Source organism: Pigmentibacter ruber, assembly GCF_009792895.1.
Lineage (GTDB): Bacteria > Bdellovibrionota_B > Oligoflexia > Silvanigrellales > Silvanigrellaceae > Silvanigrella > Silvanigrella rubra.
In genome coordinates this window covers 1-19,919 of the sequence record NZ_WSSC01000004.1, presented here as the reverse complement: position 1 = coordinate 19,919, position 19,919 = coordinate 1, and the positions used below count along the sequence as shown (strand labels likewise).

The following is a 19,919-nucleotide window of genomic DNA, read 5'->3' as shown; positions in this document are numbered from 1 at the left end:
CCTCCCTTTGTGCGAAGTAGCATGTTTGATTATCGGTTTGATTTATCTTTTCTTAATATTTAATTTTAAATCGAGTAATATCAGTATTTTACATAAATATAGCAGTGGTTTTTCCAAATTAAAACTGAAAAAAATTCTAGCAGGTTATGGATAATTGTTTTTATTTAATACTAACACTATTTTTATAATATTTATATGTTTTGTTGAAAATATAAAAAAAATTTGATTGAAAGAATTTGATATTTGTATTAGGCAGTTATGAAAATTTATCTTAACAAAAAAGATAAGTAATTTTTCACCAATTCAATTAATGAAAATTAAAAATGGAGACAATTGTGAAAGTATTTTGTTCCTTTATTGGATTAATCTTTATCATTTTTATTGTCACGAGCTGTGGAAATTATTCTAAATCGCAGAATAATACGTTTTTACAAGAAGGATTTTATCCAAAGATTGATTTAAATAATAATTTTAGTTCAATTTCTTTTAGCGATATTTCTGAAGTTTTTTTAAAAGGCAAATATTTTAAATGCTTTGGTCGAGTAAATGGTGAAGTTTGGCAGGTAAAAAACAATCATGGGAATATTGCGAATCAATTATTTTTGAAAAAAGATGATAATAATTGCGAATTAAGATTAACCTATTTTGAAATTAACCTTAAAAGCAAAGGGAAATATTTTTATTCTAATAATTCTGGAAGTGAAAAAATATTAGATTATTATGGTAACTCATTAAAGTTAAATAATAGAAATAGTCTAAATAAAACAAAGTATTATTTTAAAATTAAAATTAAAAATGAAAATGAAAAACAAAATTTAAAAAATATTGAAATAATAATTAGTAATATAGAAGAAAATATAACTAATAAAAGCTTTTATAGCAGTGTTTATTCTATAAATTTACTTACAAATATTCCTAATAATATTAACCAATTTTACTCAGACACAATAGAATTAAAGAATAATGGAACTGCACCAGTAATGATAGAAAATTTTCAGAATGAATTTATTTTCGATGAAAATTGCTTAAATAGAATATTACAGGTAAATGAAACGTGTAAAGCAAAATTATTTTTACCTCAAACAAGTATTTCAAATAGGAATTTTTCTTTTGCAGTAGATTTTAAATATCCGCATGTAGAAGCAGAAACAAAAGAATTTAATAAAGATTTCAAATTATCTTTGGAGTATAATTTAAATAATGTATCTAAGTCAGAGTTTTTTAATGACTTATCAATTTTTAGGATTTTTAAACATGAAAATTTAATTTTTGTAGCTGTAAATAGTGAAAATGAAGAATCTTTATATGTATCAAAAGAAGGAGTGAATGGAATTTTTAGAGCAGTCATAGGTATTCCGAGAGGAATAGAAATTAGAGATCTTATAGTTCATAAAGATAAAATTTATGTAATTGCATTTACTGATAGCCAAGAAAGAAAAAAAGGTGGATTGTACGTTGCTGATTTAAATAACTCATCTTTGATATTTAGAAAAAATGAAAAACAACTTAATATTAATAATTCATTAGTAAGTGTGGATGATTTTGTTGGTTTGGCTAGTAATGGTAGTAGTGTTTATTTAGCAACAAAACAAAATGGGATTTTTACTATTAAGAGAGACAACAATAATATTGATTTTTTAGAGAGAATTCCTGTTAAAATAAATGGAAGTAATCACTTAATTTTTCAAGATATATTTGTGGATAAAAATAATATATTCGCCGTGCGAGGAAAAAATATATATTATTCTAAGGATAGCGGTCAAAATTTTATTCAAATAGCAACGGATATTCCGATAGTTGGAAGGAATATTCCGCAAAACGAAATAAAAAGTTTGTACACATATGCAGGAAGAGTAGTGTTAGGAACAAATTCGGGTTTGTTTTTCTCAAAATCGACGGCTATTGAAGATGATTATGAAAAAGCTCTTTTGGATGGATTTGTTGAGGATATTTCTTTTAAGAATAATGATATTTATGATATGAAACTATTTGATGACTCTTTGTATATTGCTGCAATGTGTTTTGTTGATAATTATAAAAAAGAAAATAGGATAAATTGTACAAAAGAAAATGGGATATATACAAAAAAATTCAGTTTAAATAGTGAAGTAACACCTCTTTTCAAAAAGGATCCTACGGGGGCATCAAGTTTTTTAGGAGTTTTAGTTACTCAAGATGACATTATTGCAGCCACAAACAAAGGTTTTCAGTATTTAAATACATTTTATCCGAAAAAGTTTGAAATGAATTCTGTACTTAAAGTATTTAAGGCAAAAGATGAAATTTATGTATTGAAATCAGGCCAAGAAAAAGGGCTATTTGTTGCTAAGAATTTTGGAAAAGATGAATTTAAAAAAAGGCCTATCTCTATTTTTGCTGAAAATAATAATGAAATTAGTTTTGATGAAAATAATGTTATAGCATTAACTGAAGTAAATAATAATATTTGTCTGCTAATTAGAAGTAATGTTATTTCAAGAGGATTATATTGTTCTAAAATTGGGGAGAAACTAAATTTTTATTTACAAAATAAATTTTCAAACTATTCAATGGTTGGTTTAGAAAATGTGAATAGAAAATTGTTTATTTATGGTGATGAAAATATTTTTATAGGTACTTTTAATCCAGATAATTCTTTATCATTAGGAGTTATAAATTATTTAAATCAGTTAGATATGAAAATTCCTTCTACAGAGAAAATAAAATCTGTTAAAAATCTTGGAAATAAAATATTTTTATTGACTGATAAATCTCTTTATTACGCTGATGAAATTCAAGATATTCAAAAAAATGGTATAAATTTTGGTATTAAGTTTAAAAAAATTTCATTAAATATCCCAGTAAATATTAATTTAAAAAATATATATTACTACAATAATTATGTGTTGTTTAGTACAGATAATGGTTTATATGCTTCTGCAAAAAATTTTAATGGTTTATTCAAAAAAATTAATTTTTTTAGAGATAATACTATAGATAATTTAGAAGGTTTTTTTCAATTTTCCTATCTTACACAAAATGGAGAGCTTTTTTTATCATCTTTAAATGAAGATTTGAATTTTAATAGATTTATTAAAAATAATAAAAAATTAATTAAACTAATTGAAGGAAATGACACTTATTATATTTTATCGGATAATGAAATTAGAAAGAAAAAGTGTTTAAGTCTTTCGAATTCTAATCTTCTCCATGTTTTTAATTCATCTGATCAAAATAAATTTATTGATGGTATTTTTTATGAAGGGAATATGTATTTTCTATCTAGTAATTATATTTACAGAGAAAATCTATCAAATTCGCAGTTAGAAAAAATAAGTTACAATAATTATTCATTAGAGAAATTTTTTATCTTTGATAATGAATTATATGGAAAAAGTAGAAGTAGCATTTTTAAATTTGTAAATGGAAATTTTGTAAAAAATTATGATTTTTCTTTTGAAATTTTTTCTGCAAATTTAAATAAAGTTTATTTTACAATAAATAATGAAGTTTATTTTACAAAAGATTTAATTAAATTTAACAATTTATCTTTAAATTTAAATGGATTGAAAATTTCAGCATTGGATTTTACTGAAAAAAAATTATTCATTGGCACAAATAGAGGGTTACATATCCACAATTTTTCTAATAAAAAAATAATTACAAAATTTTCAGAATACTCAATAAAATCTACCAAAATTGTAGGAAATTCATTATTTGTAGTCACTACTCAAAAAGTATTTGTTTCCAAAGATTTTGGCAATTCTTTTACAGAGATAGCAATAAAATTAGACGAAACATCTAATACAGAACTTGAAAATATTGATTTTTTATTGAAAACTGAAAATTTAAACTTATCTGGATTTATTACATCTTCCAATGGATACTATATTGCCAATTAAGAAATATTATTTATTTAATTCAATTTTGTATTGATCTAAAGCAAATTTATTTAAATAGTTGTTATTTTTTATTTCATTCATTGTATTGCGAGTAGTTTTCATTTCATTTTCTAAAGATTTTGAATTCAGTGTTTTTAAATTTGGGTTTAGCATAGGGTCATTTTCTTTCATCCAATTTAAAACGAGATCGCGAATCCCAAAGTTTTGTGAATCAGCCATAAGTTTAGAATATTCTCCATCTAACATGCTTTGAAAGATATCATGAGCGTTACTTTCATCTTCAGGTTTTGCTGTTTGGCGCATGCTTTTAATCATCATATCTAAATAAATGCCTTCAAACTCCTTTGCGACATTTTCTGCTTCTTTTAATTTTTCAATTCTTTTTTTTTCAAATTCTGAAAGTGGTTTTTCAATATTTTTATTGAATTCACTGGCAGGTAACTCATTTGCATTATATTTTGTTGCAGAATCCATTAGATTAATCCGCATAACTCATTCCTTTATAAGATCTTAATTTTAGCTCTTAATGACTTGGCACTTTCTAAAGTCTGAAGAATAGAAACAACATCTTTGGGGCCCGCACCTAAGGTGTTTAAGGCTCTCACTAATTCAGCAACAGTTGTACTTAAAGGCAGATCAGCAACTTTGCTTGATTTTTTTCCTACAATAATTTCTAGCCTTCCATGACTAATTGCAACAGGTTCTAAAATAACATTATTTCCAGCTATAATTGTTCCGGTTCTTTCATTAATTACAATTTGTGCGATAGAATCAGGAACAACTTTCAATTGTTCAAGAACAGCGACAAAAGTGACAGGATTAAAGCTGGGATTATTTCTCGCAACGGTTCTAGGTAACTTAACAGAAATTAATCCGCTATTCACTGGGTCTGCTATAAAATCATTAAAATAATCATTTAAAACTTTTGCTATTCTACTAGCAGTTGTAAAATCAGCATTAATTAAACTTAATTCTATTTTATTGTTATTAATAAAAGTTGCAGGAAATTCTTTTTCAACTATTCCATTCAAAGCAAGAGAAACTGTTTTAGGAGCTGAGCTTTTTGCAGGTTGTCCTGCACCACCTTCGTTTCCTGCCATTGCTGTGCCCTGAGTGATGCTACCTTGTGCTGTAGCGTAAATTTGTCCATCAGCTGCGGTTAGCGTTGTTAATAATAAGGTCCCACCTTCTAAACTGCTACTGTCTCCAATACTAGAAATTCGAACATCAATTTTATCACCAATTCTTGCAAAAGGTGGGAGTGTTGCAGTAACAGCAACAACTGCAGTGTTTTTTGTAATGACCTCATTTGCCGTTACACTCATACCTAGCCTATTTAATACAGAAGCAGCTGCTTTATTAGTAGCAACGCTAGCTTTACTGTCACCTGTTCCTTGTAGGCCAACAACTAGTCCTAAACCTGTAAGAGAATTCCCACGAACTCCCCGAATTTCAACTAAATCTTTGATTCTAATCCCTGCTTCTTTTTCTTGAGCAATGCAGAAAAAACTTTTGAAAGATAATGTTACAAAAAGAAGTGTGCTGATAAAAATTTTTATTTTTAATATTTTTAACAAGTAAACCTCCAATTTTATCCATTATTTTTTAGCATTTCCTTGTGCTGAAGCATTTTTATTATTTCCTGAATTTCCACTATTTGCATTTTGCTTATTATTCCCGCCATTACCTTTCTTATCTTTTCCATTTCCATCTTCTTCAGGTGGGTCCATGATTGTCGCTGAATCTAGTAATTGTCTAGCTTGAGCTGTTTCAGCATTTAATCTATTGCGATCTTTCTTTAATCTATCAGCTTCTTCTGTTAATGATTTTTGTTGATCTTTTAATGCTTTTTGCTGAACTTCCAATTCCTTTTTTTGTCCATCTAGAGCTGCAATGCCCGCATTTAAGTCAGGAGCATACCCAGATAATTGTCGAGAAGCTGTTAAATCCCAGCCTGCCGCAGCATATTCAGATACCATTCCGTTATTATTGCTAGTGACTGCTACTTGGGTAAGATCCTTGGCATCAATTTCAAATTTATTTAAATTTCTTTGGGGTATTTTTGCCATAATCATTATATTTTTTTGTTCACCAGATTCGCTGACATAATTTTTTGTTCCACGCAGAAAGACATCTCCTCCTGGTTCAAATCCCACTATTTCAAATTTTAAAGCTTTTATAGGATCATATTTTTGATTAGAACTACTGTTTCCCATTTGTTCTTGTGGTTTAAATTGTAAATCTTCAGGAATATTAACTGTAACCACTTCTCCAGTGCGAGTTGGTTGATATTCAGTTGCAAGAGATTTCGGTTGGCTAGAATCTGCCCATATACTTCCAGTTGTTGATCCTGGCTCTTTCATGTTTATTTGTAACTTTTCTCGTTTTATAAAGAAACGCTCTTGTTCCTTTTCTTGGGGTAACTGATTTTTCTGATTATTAAGTTCAACAGCTTTGGAAAGAGGCAATGGCAAGTCTTGGGTTGATGGAATAATTTGTGCTGATGCCTTTGTGCAGCTCGCAAAAAAAATAATCAAAGCAAGTACTACAAAAAGTATTGTAAATCTGACAACAAATTTTTTAGATGTAGGTTCAGGAATATTATCGAGTGCATGCGACATTTTTTTTGTTGTGCTGTTACCCTTATCAATTGCATACTCTATTGAATTTAAGTATTTATCTACTGTTGTAAACCATATATCTTTTTTTTGTTGTTTTGTTTTAGCGGCATATTTATGCGGCTTAGTTTGTAACTCATTAAAAATTTTGTTTAAATTGGACTCAACATAACCATCTTCATCTCGTAAATTAATTTCATCAAAAATATGTTGGTATTTATTATATTTATTGTTTGACTGCATATTTAACCTCACCCGGAGCGACTACTGTTCCTTCAATAATTCCAGTGGGATGTAAAACTGAACTATTGTCAAACCAGTTATTTATTTGAACACGAATAGTCTCGCCAAGTCCACCATTAGTTAAAGATTTTCCATAGGTCTGAATAGTTAGGTTATCTGTTGGAGAATATATAATTTTTATTTTTTCTCCTGAATGAACCAGAATTTCCTGGGATAAAGTTAGTATATCTATTTCTTTTCCTTGTCTAATTGTATTATTTGTTCTTTTGTTTGTTACTTTATTGAGATTTGATTGTGCATCCAATTTATTTGAGAAATAATTTTTTGGACTGCACTTTAATTCATCAGTATAACAAGAAGAAATTTCAATATCTTTTTCTGTAAGAATATAATTTGGCAATAAATTATTTTTTGCGGAAATATAATATATAAGTTTTTTTTCAGCTAATTCAAGTTGCCAAGATGTTTTTTGATTTTTTTCGTTTCGAATATCAAAAACGTATTGATTAATAAAGGTATTTTTCGTTTTATGAATTGATGAAGCATTTATTTCATATTCATGCCCAATTTCTATGTTACATTGGATACACCGCGCAATATAATTTATATCTTTTTCATTACCTAACTTTTGACGAGTTGAGTTTTCAATTATTATATTGTCATCTTTTTTTAATATTTTTATAAATTGCACAATGAGATCTTTTTGTATTTCAGCAATATTGTCTGTTTTGGCAAGGTTTTTATATTCTAAATATATTGTAGGAGGTACAGACAACATATTAACTATCCATTACTTCATTTGATTTGTAGAAGAGAGCATTTCATCGCCAGTCTTAATAACTTTACTATTTAATTCATATGCTCTTTGTCCAACAATAAGTTGAACCATTTCTTCAACTATATTTACGTTGCTTGTTTCAAGTTCGCCTTGATCAATATTTCCAATTCCATTTTCACCAGGAATTGCCACTATTGGTTCCCCTGAAGATGGAGTTACTGTATACAAGTTTCTCCCCATAGAATTTAAACCGGCTGGATTAATAAAATTTGCTAATAAAATTTGTCCTAAATTTCTTGGCTCTTGTTCTCCACTTACTTTTGCAGAAACTAAACCATCTAATCCAATAGTTAAATGCAAAGTATTTGGTGGAATCACAATTTCTGGAATGAGTGGTAGTCCTTCTGAAGTCACAATTCTTCCATCTGCACTGCGTCTAAAAGTTCCGTCCCGAGTATATCCAATTGTGCCATCAGGCAATTGGATGCGAAAAAAACCTTTTCCCATGATGGCCATATCTGTGTCTTTGTTTGTGATTTTTATAGCACCCTCATCAAAAGACTTTTCTACAGAAACAATTTTAGAACCATTCCCAATTTGGATACCACTCGGTGCAATAACTCCTGTTGTCGTTTGTAGGCCAGGTGCTCTGATATTTTGATAAAGTAAATCATGAAAATAGGCCTTACTTGCTTTAAAACCTATTGTGTTCACGTTAGCCATATTGTTCGAGAGAGTATCGATGAGACGTTGCTGGGAATCCATACCAGTTGCAGCTGTATTTAAACTCCGAAGCATATGACCTCCTTTTGAGCATCCAAAGAAGAATTAAATTCTTTTTGTAGGATAAATTGTTTTGGAAGAAAAGTTGTGTGAAAACATTGCAGCTATCTAAAAATCTATAGGAAATTTTGAAGCAAGGGGTAATTACAAATGTTTCAAGAACGTGCTGAAAACATAAAAAGTTTCGATGGAAATGAGTTATTTTTTAGAGTTTATACTCCGTCAAAAAACACTTTTTCTGAGTCAAAATTGGCTGGTGTTGTTCTTGCCGTGCATGGATTTGGAGAGCACAGCGGCAGATATGAACATGTTGCAAAAGCTATTTGTTCACAAAATCTTGCCTTTGCAATCTTTGACATAAGAGGGCACGGAAAGTCAGGTCCCAAACGGGGTGACGCTGAAAATTTACACGCTATGGTTCTTGATGTTATTTTTATGACCAATCATGTGAAACAATTACTTGGATTAACAAAACAAAAAGATTCTTTTTTTGGATTAATGGGGCATAGTTTTGGCTCACTTCTTGTTACTTATGCTGCTGCCCATCTTGCAGATTCTTGTCCACCTGTATTTTTAAGTTCACCTTGTTATGGAATAAAAAAATCAATTCCAGGATGGAAAAAATTTCTTGCTAACAGTGTGGCGAAATATTTACCGCAATTAACAGCTCCTATAGGTATTCCTTCAGAAGACCTATCGAATAATCCTGAAAATAATATTGCAGCAGAAGAGGATACTCTGCGACTAACTACAATAACAGCACGAATGGGGAATACATTTTTATGTGCTGTGGAAGAAAAAAAAATAATTCAAGCAATTCGATTAATTAGTGCTCCTGTTACAATAGTTGCAGCAGAGGATGACAAATTAGTAAAAGTTGATGTAACTAAAAAATGCGTGCCTTATTTTTCGCATAATGATAGTTCTTTAAGAGTGTTGCAAGGAGCTGGGCATGAAATTTTTAATGAAATTGATCCAATACGGAACGAAGCATTAGCAGATTTACTTCATTGGACCCAAAGAAAGTATGAACTAAAATTGGAATAATAAAATGATTCGAATAGAAAACTTAAGTAAAGCTTATGGCAGTAAAATATTATTTAGTCAGTCTTCATATCACTTTCCTGAAGGGGAGCGAATTGCTTTAGTTGGACCAAATGGGGCTGGAAAATCAACATTGCTAAATATTCTATGTAGTATTGAAGAGCCAGACGATGGACAAATTCTAAAACCAGCAAAAATGAATTTAGGTTATTTACCACAAGAACCTAATCCAAATCCTAAAGAAACTGTTTTAGAAGAATGTATGGATGGAGCCCTAAAATTAAAGAAACTAAAGCAAGATTTAGACCTCATCTTGATAGAAATGGAAAATAATTATAACGAAGATGTGCATAAAAAATTTGAAAAAATAGAAGATTCATTTCGTGAAGCTGGTGGATATGCCCTTGAAGCACGAGCAAAAGGAATTTTAGTTGGTTTAGGATTTCTTGGAAATCAATTACATAAAAATCCTAAACAGCTTTCAGGTGGCTGGAGAATGCGTCTTGAGTTGGCAAAAGTGTTTTTAAACGATCCCGATTTTTTAGTTCTTGATGAACCTACAAACCATTTAGATTTACCAAGTCTTATTTGGGTGGAAAAGTTTTTGCAAAGTTTTGCTGGAACTCTTCTTTTTGTCTCCCATGATAGAGCTTTATTAAATAGGCTCTCAACTATAACATTACATTTATTCAATGGAAAATTTACTCCATATAAAGGAAACTTTGACTCATTTCTTGAACAAAGAGAACAACGACTTGAACTAGAAACTGCTGCTTATGAACGTCATAAAAAGCGAGCAGATGAAATTCAACGTTTTGTTGATAGATTTAAAGCAAAAGCTTCCAAGGCAAAACAAGCTCAAAGCCGGATGAAAATGCTTGAAAGAATGAAGGAAGTAGAAGGTAGCTTTGATATTGATAATTCTGTTGATGAAATTTCTTTTTCCTTGCCTAAGGTGACACAAAGTGGAAAAGAAGTCTTAAAAGTTGAAAAAATGAGTATAGGTTATCAATCAATTCTTTCAAAGCATATAGAATTAAATGTTTTACGTGGGCAAAAAATTGCAATTATTGGACCAAACGGAATTGGTAAATCAACCTTTCTTAAAACATTATCAAATGTAATAAATCCTTTAGAAGGAGAATTTACATTAGGTCATAATGTTTCTTTAGCTTTTTTTGCGCAAGACCAATTAGACACTTTAGATGAGAATAAAACTATTTTAGATAATGTTTTAAGTGTTTCTGATAATATTGGTGAGAAAAAAGCAAGAAGTGTTTTAGGAAGCTTTTTATTTCGTGGTGATGATGTTTTTAAATATGTGAAAGTTCTTTCTGGAGGAGAAAAAAGTAGAGTTGGATTAGCTTGTTTGTTATTAAAAAATGCAAATTTTTTATTGCTTGATGAGCCTACAAACCACTTAGACATGTCAAGTGCCGAAATACTAGCAGATGCAATTGATGAGTATGAGGGAACAGTATTATTTGTCAGTCATGATAGAAATTTTATTGATTCTATTTGTACACATGTTTTTGCCATGACCAATGATGGACGTTTTGCTTTATTTGAAGGAAAACTTGAAGACTACGAACGTCTTGCTCCGCTTTCAGGATTTCCTGATATTTTAAGTCCTGATAGAAGTATGGAAATGGCAAAATTAATTGATGAACCTATTGAAAACCCAAAAACTATTCATAATCCAAAAGATATTGAGACTGATAGTAAAAAAGATATTCAAAAGTTAGAAAAATTTAAAGAAAAAATTGAGCTAGAGATATATGAAATTTCTGAAAAAATAAAAGAAATTGATTTTCAAATGCATCAGCTTGATCCAAGTGATTATAAAAAAATGAGCGAGTTAGAAAAAACACTGCAAATAAATAAGAAAAAGCTTTTTGATAATGAAGAATTATGGCTAGAAATTGAAGCTAAAATTGTCCAAAAATAACATCAAGCAGCTTCTTTGTTGAATTTACAGACTAGGAAAGTAACGTCATCATCTAATTTTTTGTAGGAAGTAAACTCCCTAAAATCGTGCATAATATTTTCTTTTATTATTGAAGCTTCACTTTCTGAATAACGCTGCAAGGCATTTTTAAGTCGTTTTTCACTAAATTCTTCTCCTTCAGAGTTGACTGCTTCAATTAAACCATCTGAGAAAATAAATAAGATATCCCCTGACTCAAGCTGTATTCTTTTTAAAGCATAAGAATAAGGATTTTCTGTTTCTTTACTGTTAACTAATTCATAGCCTAATGGGCGTCCTTGGGCGACAAGTTTTTCTACAGATTTTTTCTCATTATTTCTTTTAATTAACATAGGGAAATTATGTGCAGCATTTGAAAATTCTATAACTCCATTATTTGGATCTAAAATTGCCGAAAACATTGTCATTACTTTGCTGCCGTCACCACTCGAACGAATTACGGAATCCAATTGTGCCAGAATTTCATTGGCTGTAATATTAGGTTGAATATGAATAGAGTCACAATATCCTTTGACCACTGCAGTTAAAATTGCACTCGCTGTTCCATGTCCTGTAACATCTCCAAGAAGTAACAAAAGTTTATTATTTGGTAGAATATAGTAATTCCACCAGTCTCCTGCACACTCTGTAGCTGCTTCAAAATGATTTGCAATTTCAAAAAACCCTACTCTCCTATATTCAAATTTTGGCATGAGATTGTTTTGAACCAAGCGGGCAGTTTCTTGCTCACTAACGAGTCTTTGTTGCTCTTTTTGCTCCGCAACAAATCGAATATTATCAAGAGCATTTGTAATACTTATTTGCAAAGCTAATATTGCATTATAAATTGACTGAGCTGCAGTGAAAGAGAATAAATGAACTGCTCTCAGATCATCAATTTGTAAAATAACACAATTACGTCCAGCGCTATCTTTTATCACAAAGCGTTTTTTATTTGGTGGTTCTTTCAGTTCTTCTGCAAAGCGAATAAAGTTTCTTTGCCCAGATTTAATCATCTCATGATATCCCTCTACTTGATCTGAAGCGAGCATAGAATGGATAACAAAGACTTCAATATGCAGATTAATTTTTGCAATTTTTTGTAAAGATTCTGCTATTTGAATTGCTACATCACTAATATCGAATTTACTAGAGATCTTGATTCCTTCTTCAGCAAGTAATTTTAAATTTTCTTGGTTAATTTCAATTTGACTAATCATTATGTTAAAGTTTTTTACTAAATCAACCATTTCATCTTTACTGCGTTTTGGCTCTTCAATCCGAGTAAAAGTTCCACGGGTAATATCCAAGCTTGCTTGACTTAACTTTAAAATGCTATTTATCAATGATTGTCTTAGCAAAAATCCTATTGATACAACTAACATTATTGTAACGCAAAGAGCTAGTATAATAACTCCTCTAATCATAGATTGAACTGCAACGGCAATATTATCTGTAGAATAATCTAACACAAAGTAACCAATAATAGATGAACTTGTACTGGTACCTTTTTTATGTAGCATTGCTCCTATAATTCTTGAAGTATCTTTCATTATGTTATCTTGGTAGATAAAAAATTCTTCATTTGATAAAGATTTTTTATCCAACTGCATTTTAAATTCAGGAGTAATAATATTACCAGATTCACTCATTTTTGTATCTTTAATATTAGATATTTTTCCCGTTTTTTTGTCTTTATATAAATAAGTAACTAGAACAGAATCGGCGTCATATATATATATTTTATTTGCATAGTTATTTTCTATTATATTTGTTAATGTTTCTTTAATTCCGGTGATATCGAATTCCCAAAGATAGCGAGTTATTGTTGGTAAAAATAATGAATAAATTAGTTTATGTGAGCGAAAAGCTTCTTCTTCAAGATTTTTTTGTAGCATATATATAGCTAAACTTGTAAACATGATCATCACTACGACAACCGAAGCGAGTAACCAAGAAAGAATTTTTGCCGTTAGCCTCATAAAAACTCCAAAGTATCTTTAGAAATCGAAAAAACTATGCTGCAATATCTGGAGGAGTTGGATCATCATCTGGAACATTGTCATCAAGTTTTGTTTTTTCATTATTATAACTTTCTACATTTCCAACTTGTTCCCACTTATATAAAACTCCAGGTTTCCCTTGGCACCAAAATTGCAAACCAACTGACGTAAAAGTATATTTTTCAAAAGCAATCACCTTAGTTGTTCCATTAGCTAAGTTTAATATAATTTTACTACCAGATAATTTAATTTTAAGAACTCTTTCATGTTGTGTTCCTTCTAGCCATAGCAGTGTGCATTTAGATGTTACAAGTTCTCTTAGTTTTTTTTGCAACGTAAAAAAAATCATAAAAAGCCTCCATGGCATATCAGGAATACTTCTTGAATTCCTTTAGTAAACCTGCTCTAGAAAAAACAGGTTGTACTTATAATAAGCTTCGGCTTGCTTTTTAAAGCTTTAATGCAGCAAATATTTCCTAATGTTAAAATATAATGAAATAAAAATTTTTGTGGGAAAAAAATTGAGAAAATAAAAAAAGAAAATTAAATTTCTAAAGATATTTTTGCATTATAAATAGTTTGATTTGATGAAATTTGTGCTTCTACATCTAAAGCTAATACAGTAACAATTTGAAATCCAATAATGCCATAAACTTCATTCCATGAAGAACTTTTTGTTAAAGTTGCATTTCCAATTTTGAAAGATGTTGAAGCATTTGACCAATTGCTACCACCACCAAGATATGGCTTTAAAACTGGTAAAGGAACACCCAAAAGCAATTCGGCGTTTGTACTATTAGCATCAAAAGGAGCAAATCCACTAATTTGAGTATACCCCCCACGCAGTGCTAATGAAATAGGGATTATTCTTGGGTTAGAAAGAATAAATTGTCCACCTATTCCATAAAATTCAATTGAACTTTGTGGTACTTTAGCATAGTTAATTGCAACATCTATTCCAAAAGGAATTCCTATTTTTCCAATAAATCTTGGCATTATTATACTACTTGGAAAATTATTTGCTGAATCTGTGTATTTATTTAAGGAGTCAATCATAGATTGTGGTGGATTAAAGTAAGATAAACCTCCACCTGCAGATATTCCTAAAGGTATAATTTTTCCACTAGATGGAATGGGAGCAGACATAAATTGAAATCTTGTAGGATTAATTAATGGTTTCACAATGTTTTGATAATCACTATCTGGAATTTGCGATGAAGTAAATTTAAAATCTATATTATTGTCTGCAAATGCTGTTAGATTAAAAAAAACAGAAAAAGCATAAATATTTTTTAAACTTATGCGAATTTTTTGCATACGAAATCCTTTCAATCTTCACATTTCTAATATTATTTTGGAATAAATTTATCAAGTGTTTCTTTTAGAAGTTGAGTTGGAATAGGTTTAGTTAAAAATGCTTTTGAATATTTAGCTAAAATATCTAGAATTGGTTTTGAGATATCATCTTCACTAGCTCCAGTTATAAAAATAAAAGGAATCTTTGAATCTGATACTTTTAATGTTTTCAATAAATCTAATCCACTTTCTTGTCCTATGAAAAGATCAGAAATAATTAAATCTATTTTTTTATTATCTAAAAAATTAATTGCTTCTGTAATATTTTCAGCAACAAAAACATTATATCCCATTTTATTGACTTTTAAACTTAAAATTGTTCTAAGATCTTTTTCATCATCAATAATTAATACAGTCTTTGAATTTTTTTCAGGTTCACTTAATTTACCAATATGGAGTGGTTGTGGCACTTGATATCCCGTTTCATTGACGGAAGTAACAACATCTGCACATGGCAATGTAATTGAAAAAACAGTTCCGCCAAAAGGAGCTTTAGAAGCACCAATAGTAGCATTTATTCTTCCAGCAATTTGTGAAGTAAAATGGTAAACGTATGCTAAGTCTGCTTGTGGAGTTTGTGGGTTATATGTTAATGATGTTGGATCAAATGCTTCTGACTTATATGGTTCATACCAAAAATATAGGGATATTTTATTTTTATATTTAAGATCACCAGTATTCTTATTTAACTCTATTTTTCCAAAACATTTAGGTTGCGCATTTGCTTTTGGTGGTAGCCATTCCCCTAAGAGTTTCCACAAATGTACCCATATTTGTTCAAAAATAATTTGATCGAAAGGTACCATCACGCTTGGTATATGTAGGGAAGACCAATTTAGAGTTTTAGGTGGTTGTTGAGTAAGATCTTGAATATTTTTTACCACATCACGAATATTGTATTCTTTAATAACAATTTTTGTTTTTCCTCTTAAAGAACGAATTCTATTTATTACACCGGTCATGTGAGATGTATTTGCAATTAATTTATTTTGAATTGTTTTTAAATTTTCGCGACTTTCTTTAGCTGCTTCTGGTAATTGCAAATAAATATCATCGAGCATTTCTGTAAATCCTTGAACTTTTGCTAATGTGTTCATGAGTTCGTGAAAACTCCAGACACTCAACTGTCCAATAGCTGAAAGTAACGAATATAAGTTTTGCTCTTCTTCTTTTGGAATATTTTCAGTAACTTGTTGAATAATAACTTCGTCTTTAGCAATATTTTGGATAAGTTCTTTGAGTTGTGACATATTGTCTTTTATGTTCTGTTTAAGCTCATCAGTTATTTTAACATTTTCAAGACGTATTGCTTCGAAGTGAGGATCAATTTTTCCTGCTACAAAATCTGCAACTTGATTTTGATGGCACGTTACCGCAAAGTTTTTTAATGCATTGGAAGCTCGAGAAAAAGCATCTGTGAGTTCAGGTTTAGCACCTTCACGTAACAAAACATTTGCAATACCATTCATTTCTTGAAGTTTTTGTAATGCGTTTTTAACAAATGCAGTTTGTATTTCTTTGTCTGTATTTGAAGTAGACATAAAAAGAGACTCCTTAACTATAGAATATCTAATTATAGCTACTTTTTAATTTATCTATGTGCCAATTTTACGTGTAGAGCAATTTGCTTTGTCCCCTGCTTCTAATCCTTCATTTTCTAATGAACCTGCTGCTAAGTGGCGTGATCGATAAGTTAGAAAGGGATAACTATCTTTTGCGGCTTTTGGTGAGTATCCAACTATCTTTTTGCAGAAAAAAGCAGATGCAAATTTATCAATTTTATTAAACTCATTTTTGGCATCTGCTGAAAAGGTTAAATTAAGACAGTTGATAATTATTGAATAAGGAGTATGCCAAAGCATTAAATTATTTTGTAGTTTAGATTTTAATATTGCAAGATCTTCTTTAGAATTTATTTCCGTATCAGATAAAAAACTTATTTCCATAACATGAGCATTAAAGTCATTATCAAATTGAATTTTACTTCGTAAATCAGTTATTTTTTTATCAGGTGAATTTGCCCTAGCAAGGCCTGTTTGGGAAGCAGCTTCCTCAAACCCTTCAATTTTTTCAAAACTTACATTCACTGTAGGAGAATTTTTATCATAAAAACCAATTATTTTACGCATAAAAAAATTTTTAAAAAACTTAATTAATTTTTCAAAATCAGCTTCCATTTGCGGTGCAATAGTAAAATTTCTTAAATCAAATAAACAAGTGTATGGAGAATGCCATGATTTTAAATTTTTTGACCAAGCATTTTTTAATTCATTTAAGTTTTCTTCATTACTTACAACGTAACCATTTGGAAAATAAATAACGACAACCTTTAGAGCAAAATGATTTTCAAATTCAATTTTCTGAATGTTGTCAGTATCATCAGACATTTTAGAGCTCCTAAGAAATATTTTTATTTAAATTATTATTTTGCAAAAAGACATCTTAACATTTTGCAAAGATTGTTTTCTAACATACTATAGTAATTTAAGTGAAGCGAGTATTGATTTTGCGCCCCACTAGCTTTTACAGAAAGGAGCATTATGAAAGCTTTATTTTTATTTTTCACCCAAGGAGAAGCTGGAGCTCCTGAATATTTAAGCAGGACAGGTGAGCAAGGAGCAGAAGCTTTTGCTGAAACAATTTCAGCATTCATATCAGAGAGTTTAAAAATACCTATCACAGCTAATTATTCTGCAAGAGCTAAGTCATTGAATGAAGACGCTATTTGGCGTTCTTTTAAACAGCAAACTGATTTTTCTAATGCTATGCGGGCTTCATTGCAATTTTATTCAGAAGTTTTAATAGTAGCTGGTAATGATCATCGAACATTAAAAACGGCAGAAACTTTAGCAAAAAGCTTAGCTCTTCCTATTTGCGTTGATAATAGACTTGATAAATATAAAGAATCCAAGCCTTATATAGGAAATTTAACTTCATCTTTAATTGATTTAATCGAAAATTTTGAAGAGAATTTTTGCCCTAAAATTGTGTTGGTAGGCACCGCTTTAAAGTCTTTATTAGAGTGGGTTGAGGCTCATAAAAGCTTAGAGGAAGTACAACAGTTTGCTGAAATTTTAACTATTTCTTCAGAGAATGACTGCATTCCAGCAGTATTTATTGCTGGAATGAATAAAGACGGGGGCAATATTTCTTGGGTTATGGATTTGCCAAAAATAATAAATTAATGTCTTGTAATTTTAAGAACACCTATATTGAAATCTTTCTTCTCAGATTTTCCCTTCGCTAAATTTAAAATATTTTGAGCCAGCATATTTATTTGATCCATTCCCATATTTTGTTGTTGGACTGAGAAGTTCATAGGCATATTTTTGGATTCTTTTTGCATTTTTTTAAGCATAAATTTTACAGCTATAATAGCATAAAATCTTGGTACAATGAAATGAGTATCCTTAGGCGTACTATTTAACATTTTATTCATTTCATCTAAAATATGTTTTGGAACATTTCTATTAAAACCACGTGGAGTCAGTTTTTTCCAATCTATTTCCATCCAGAATCCAGAACCGTTCAATTTTTCAGGCACTATCGCTTTGTTTGCTATAAATTTAATCAATAATAAAGGAATAAAAGAAGCCAAACCATAGTATGAATTTGTGCCAAAACCAAAGATCAAAGCAATTAGTGAATATACTAAATAATCAGCAGTGATTAATTTAAACGGAGCTTTTGGTACTTTTTGATAAAATTGAAAAAGTATATAAATAGTTGCAGTTAGCGAGCCAATAACAATAAAAAGTATCCGAAAAATTAAAATTAAAGTATCCATGTTCCAACCAAGAAATTTTTGTTAAGAAAAAAATTAAAATTTAAAATAAGGTATTAAATTTTAATCATACTTGCAATGTCTGGGATTCATCCCTGCAATGGTATAATTGAGGTATTTAAGCTTTGCAACAGATTGATTATATATTTAGAATTATTGAGTAAAAAATCCTTCTTTGGAAAGAAGTCCTGCAACAGGGCTTTTTGCATTCATGTTTTTACATATCTGTATTGCGCCTAAAGCAAATAACTTTCGACTGTGAGCTGAATGCTTTATTTCAAACATTTCCGAATCCTGACTGAAATAAAGGGTATGCTCACCTATCACGTCACCTACTCTTGTAGATGATACTTTTTCACTTGATAAATTTGCACAGCTTGCAAGAGTTACCGCAGTACCACTTGGTATGTCTTTCTTTTTTGTATGATGAATTTCGTTTAAAGCAAGATCAAAACCTAGAGAACGTGCTAAGTCACAAACTGACATTCCGTTTGATGTTTTGGCATTCAAAATTTGTTCAAAGAGAAAAACTCCTTTAGAGAAATTAGATACAAGACAAATTGGCAGTTTTTTTGAAATATTTTTTATTTTTTCAAGCTGGGTGATTGAGTGGCCTGTAGTTCCAATAACAATACCTCTTAATTTATTAATATTTTCAGAATCAAGTTGCTCCAATTGGATAATTAAATTTTCGGTTCCTGATGGAAGGCTCACATCTAGAATAATAATTTGCTCAGGAAGTTGAGTGAAAAAGTTTTGAAATTCTCTGCTAGACTCAAGAACCTTTTTTGTAACCAGATAAGTAGCAATACCTTCTTCATTTAACTCTTTGTGGACTAGACTACCCAGTCTGCCTGTGGAACCTAACAAAGCAATTTTCATAGTTTTTCCTTAGCTTTGAAACAATATAAAATAACGAATAGAACAATATAACGAACGTAAGAAAATTCAAAGGAATGCCTTATCGAGCTAACTGCATGTTAAAAAAGATAAAAAAAAAAATTAAAAATTTCTTTTTAAAAAATTTGACAAAATATTTTGGTTTCTGTAGCTACATCACTCACCAGACGGTTCTCCACGAAAGTGGAAGTCCTGAAACTGGTTAAGTTATTTGACAAGAGAAGAGAGCAGAAACAGAGTGCGGGAGCGTTGTGTTTCGTGTCGAAAGAGACGAAGTACAAGGTTCCTTCATAAAAGAAAGAACCGTCAAGGTAGAGAAAAACTACCATAAAAAGTAAAAGCGAGCTCCGTAAGGAGTAAGAAATAAGAGCTAAGAGTTTGATCCTGGCTCAGAACGAACGCTGGCGGCGTGCCTAACACATGCAAGTCGAACGGATGTAGCAATACATTAGTGGCGCACGGGTGAGTAATGCATGGGAATCTGCCTTGTGGAGGGGGATAACTACGGGAAACTGTAGCTAAGACCGCGTAAGCAGTAGCGATACTGGAAAGTGAGGGGATCG

16 protein-coding genes and 1 rRNA gene are annotated in these 19,919 nt (G+C 30.2%); 5 read left to right on the top strand and 12 right to left on the bottom strand.

From position 1 onward, the window contains the following. Positions 1 to 335 precede the first annotated feature (335 nt). The gene (locus GOY08_RS11640) at positions 336 to 3,881 is read left to right on the top strand and encodes a hypothetical protein (RefSeq protein WP_158999090.1); all 3,546 of its coding nucleotides are present in this window, start codon (positions 336 to 338) and stop codon (positions 3,879 to 3,881) included. A gap of 6 nt (positions 3,882 to 3,887) precedes the next feature. Here GOY08_RS11640 and GOY08_RS11635 read toward each other — a convergent pair whose 3' ends face one another. Genes GOY08_RS11635 through flgG form a run of 5 tightly spaced genes read right to left on the bottom strand, consistent with a single transcriptional unit; the run spans position 3,888 to position 8,318 of the window. After that, positions 3,888 to 4,370 carry a rod-binding protein gene (locus GOY08_RS11635; protein ID WP_158999089.1) on the bottom strand — a complete coding sequence of 161 codons (483 nt, stop codon included), beginning with the start codon at positions 4,368 to 4,370 and terminating at the stop codon, positions 3,888 to 3,890. An 11-nt stretch (positions 4,371 to 4,381) separates the two neighbouring features. After that, complete coding sequence (locus GOY08_RS11630; protein ID WP_158999088.1) at positions 4,382 to 5,458, bottom strand: flagellar basal body P-ring protein FlgI; 1,077 nt, start codon at positions 5,456 to 5,458, stop codon at positions 4,382 to 4,384. A 21-nt stretch (positions 5,459 to 5,479) separates the two neighbouring features. Continuing rightward, positions 5,480 to 6,742 carry a hypothetical protein gene (locus tag GOY08_RS11625; RefSeq protein ID WP_158999087.1) on the bottom strand — a complete coding sequence of 421 codons (1,263 nt, stop codon included), beginning with the start codon at positions 6,740 to 6,742 and terminating at the stop codon, positions 5,480 to 5,482. Further along, complete coding sequence (locus tag GOY08_RS11620; protein ID WP_158999086.1) at positions 6,726 to 7,520, bottom strand: flagella basal body P-ring formation protein FlgA; 795 nt, start codon at positions 7,518 to 7,520, stop codon at positions 6,726 to 6,728. Before GOY08_RS11620 ends, GOY08_RS11625 begins: the two co-directional genes overlap by 17 nt. A 12-nt stretch (positions 7,521 to 7,532) precedes the next feature. Continuing rightward, the gene (gene flgG / locus GOY08_RS11615) at positions 7,533 to 8,318 is read right to left on the bottom strand and encodes a flagellar basal-body rod protein FlgG (RefSeq protein ID WP_158999085.1); all 786 of its coding nucleotides are present in this window, start codon (positions 8,316 to 8,318) and stop codon (positions 7,533 to 7,535) included. A gap of 135 nt (positions 8,319 to 8,453) precedes the next feature. Between flgG and GOY08_RS11610 the strand changes: the two genes are divergently transcribed. Together GOY08_RS11610 and GOY08_RS11605 are read left to right on the top strand one after the other, a co-directional pair. After that, positions 8,454 to 9,350: an alpha/beta fold hydrolase gene (locus GOY08_RS11610; protein WP_158999084.1), complete on the top strand. Its 897-nt coding sequence runs from the start codon at positions 8,454 to 8,456 to the stop codon at positions 9,348 to 9,350. Between the two features lie 4 nt (positions 9,351 to 9,354). Next, positions 9,355 to 11,295 carry an ABC-F family ATP-binding cassette domain-containing protein gene (locus GOY08_RS11605; RefSeq protein ID WP_158999083.1) on the top strand — a complete coding sequence of 647 codons (1,941 nt, stop codon included), beginning with the start codon at positions 9,355 to 9,357 and terminating at the stop codon, positions 11,293 to 11,295. Positions 11,296 to 11,297: 2 nt separating this feature from the next. Here GOY08_RS11605 and GOY08_RS11600 read toward each other — a convergent pair whose 3' ends face one another. The 5 genes from GOY08_RS11600 to GOY08_RS11580 form a co-directional block, all read right to left on the bottom strand. Next, positions 11,298 to 13,295 (bottom strand): PP2C family protein-serine/threonine phosphatase, encoded by a 1,998-nt coding sequence (locus GOY08_RS11600; protein WP_158999082.1) that lies wholly within the window; start codon positions 13,293 to 13,295, stop codon positions 11,298 to 11,300. 34 nt (positions 13,296 to 13,329) lie between these two features. Next, positions 13,330 to 13,665 carry a hypothetical protein gene (locus GOY08_RS11595; RefSeq protein WP_158999081.1) on the bottom strand — a complete coding sequence of 112 codons (336 nt, stop codon included), beginning with the start codon at positions 13,663 to 13,665 and terminating at the stop codon, positions 13,330 to 13,332. A gap of 194 nt (positions 13,666 to 13,859) precedes the next feature. After that, a complete protein-coding gene (locus tag GOY08_RS11590) occupies positions 13,860 to 14,633 on the bottom strand; it encodes a DUF6588 family protein (RefSeq protein WP_158999080.1) in 774 nt (257 codons plus the stop codon). A 32-nt stretch (positions 14,634 to 14,665) separates the two neighbouring features. After that, entirely contained in the window at positions 14,666 to 16,213 is a 1,548-nt protein-coding gene (locus GOY08_RS11585; protein WP_158999079.1) for a response regulator, read from the bottom strand. Positions 16,214 to 16,267: 54 nt separating this feature from the next. Beyond that, a complete protein-coding gene (locus GOY08_RS11580; RefSeq protein ID WP_158999078.1) occupies positions 16,268 to 17,059 on the bottom strand; it encodes a hypothetical protein in 792 nt (263 codons plus the stop codon). A gap of 153 nt (positions 17,060 to 17,212) precedes the next feature. Between GOY08_RS11580 and GOY08_RS11575 the strand changes: the two genes are divergently transcribed. Continuing rightward, positions 17,213 to 17,857, top strand: coding sequence for a hypothetical protein (locus GOY08_RS11575; RefSeq protein ID WP_158999077.1), 645 nt, complete (start codon positions 17,213 to 17,215; stop codon positions 17,855 to 17,857). Here the strand turns inward: GOY08_RS11575 and GOY08_RS11570 are convergent. Continuing rightward, complete coding sequence (locus GOY08_RS11570; RefSeq protein ID WP_158999076.1) at positions 17,854 to 18,459, bottom strand: hypothetical protein; 606 nt, start codon at positions 18,457 to 18,459, stop codon at positions 17,854 to 17,856. The two genes, GOY08_RS11575 and GOY08_RS11570, sit on opposite strands and share 4 nt — an antisense overlap. 150 nt (positions 18,460 to 18,609) lie before the next feature. Then, complete coding sequence (locus tag GOY08_RS11565; RefSeq protein WP_158999075.1) at positions 18,610 to 19,338, bottom strand: 4-hydroxy-tetrahydrodipicolinate reductase; 729 nt, start codon at positions 19,336 to 19,338, stop codon at positions 18,610 to 18,612. Positions 19,339 to 19,722: 384 nt separating this feature from the next. Between GOY08_RS11565 and GOY08_RS15510 the strand changes: the two genes are divergently transcribed. Then, a 16S ribosomal RNA gene (locus GOY08_RS15510) occupies positions 19,723 to 19,919 on the top strand; the annotation flags it as partial.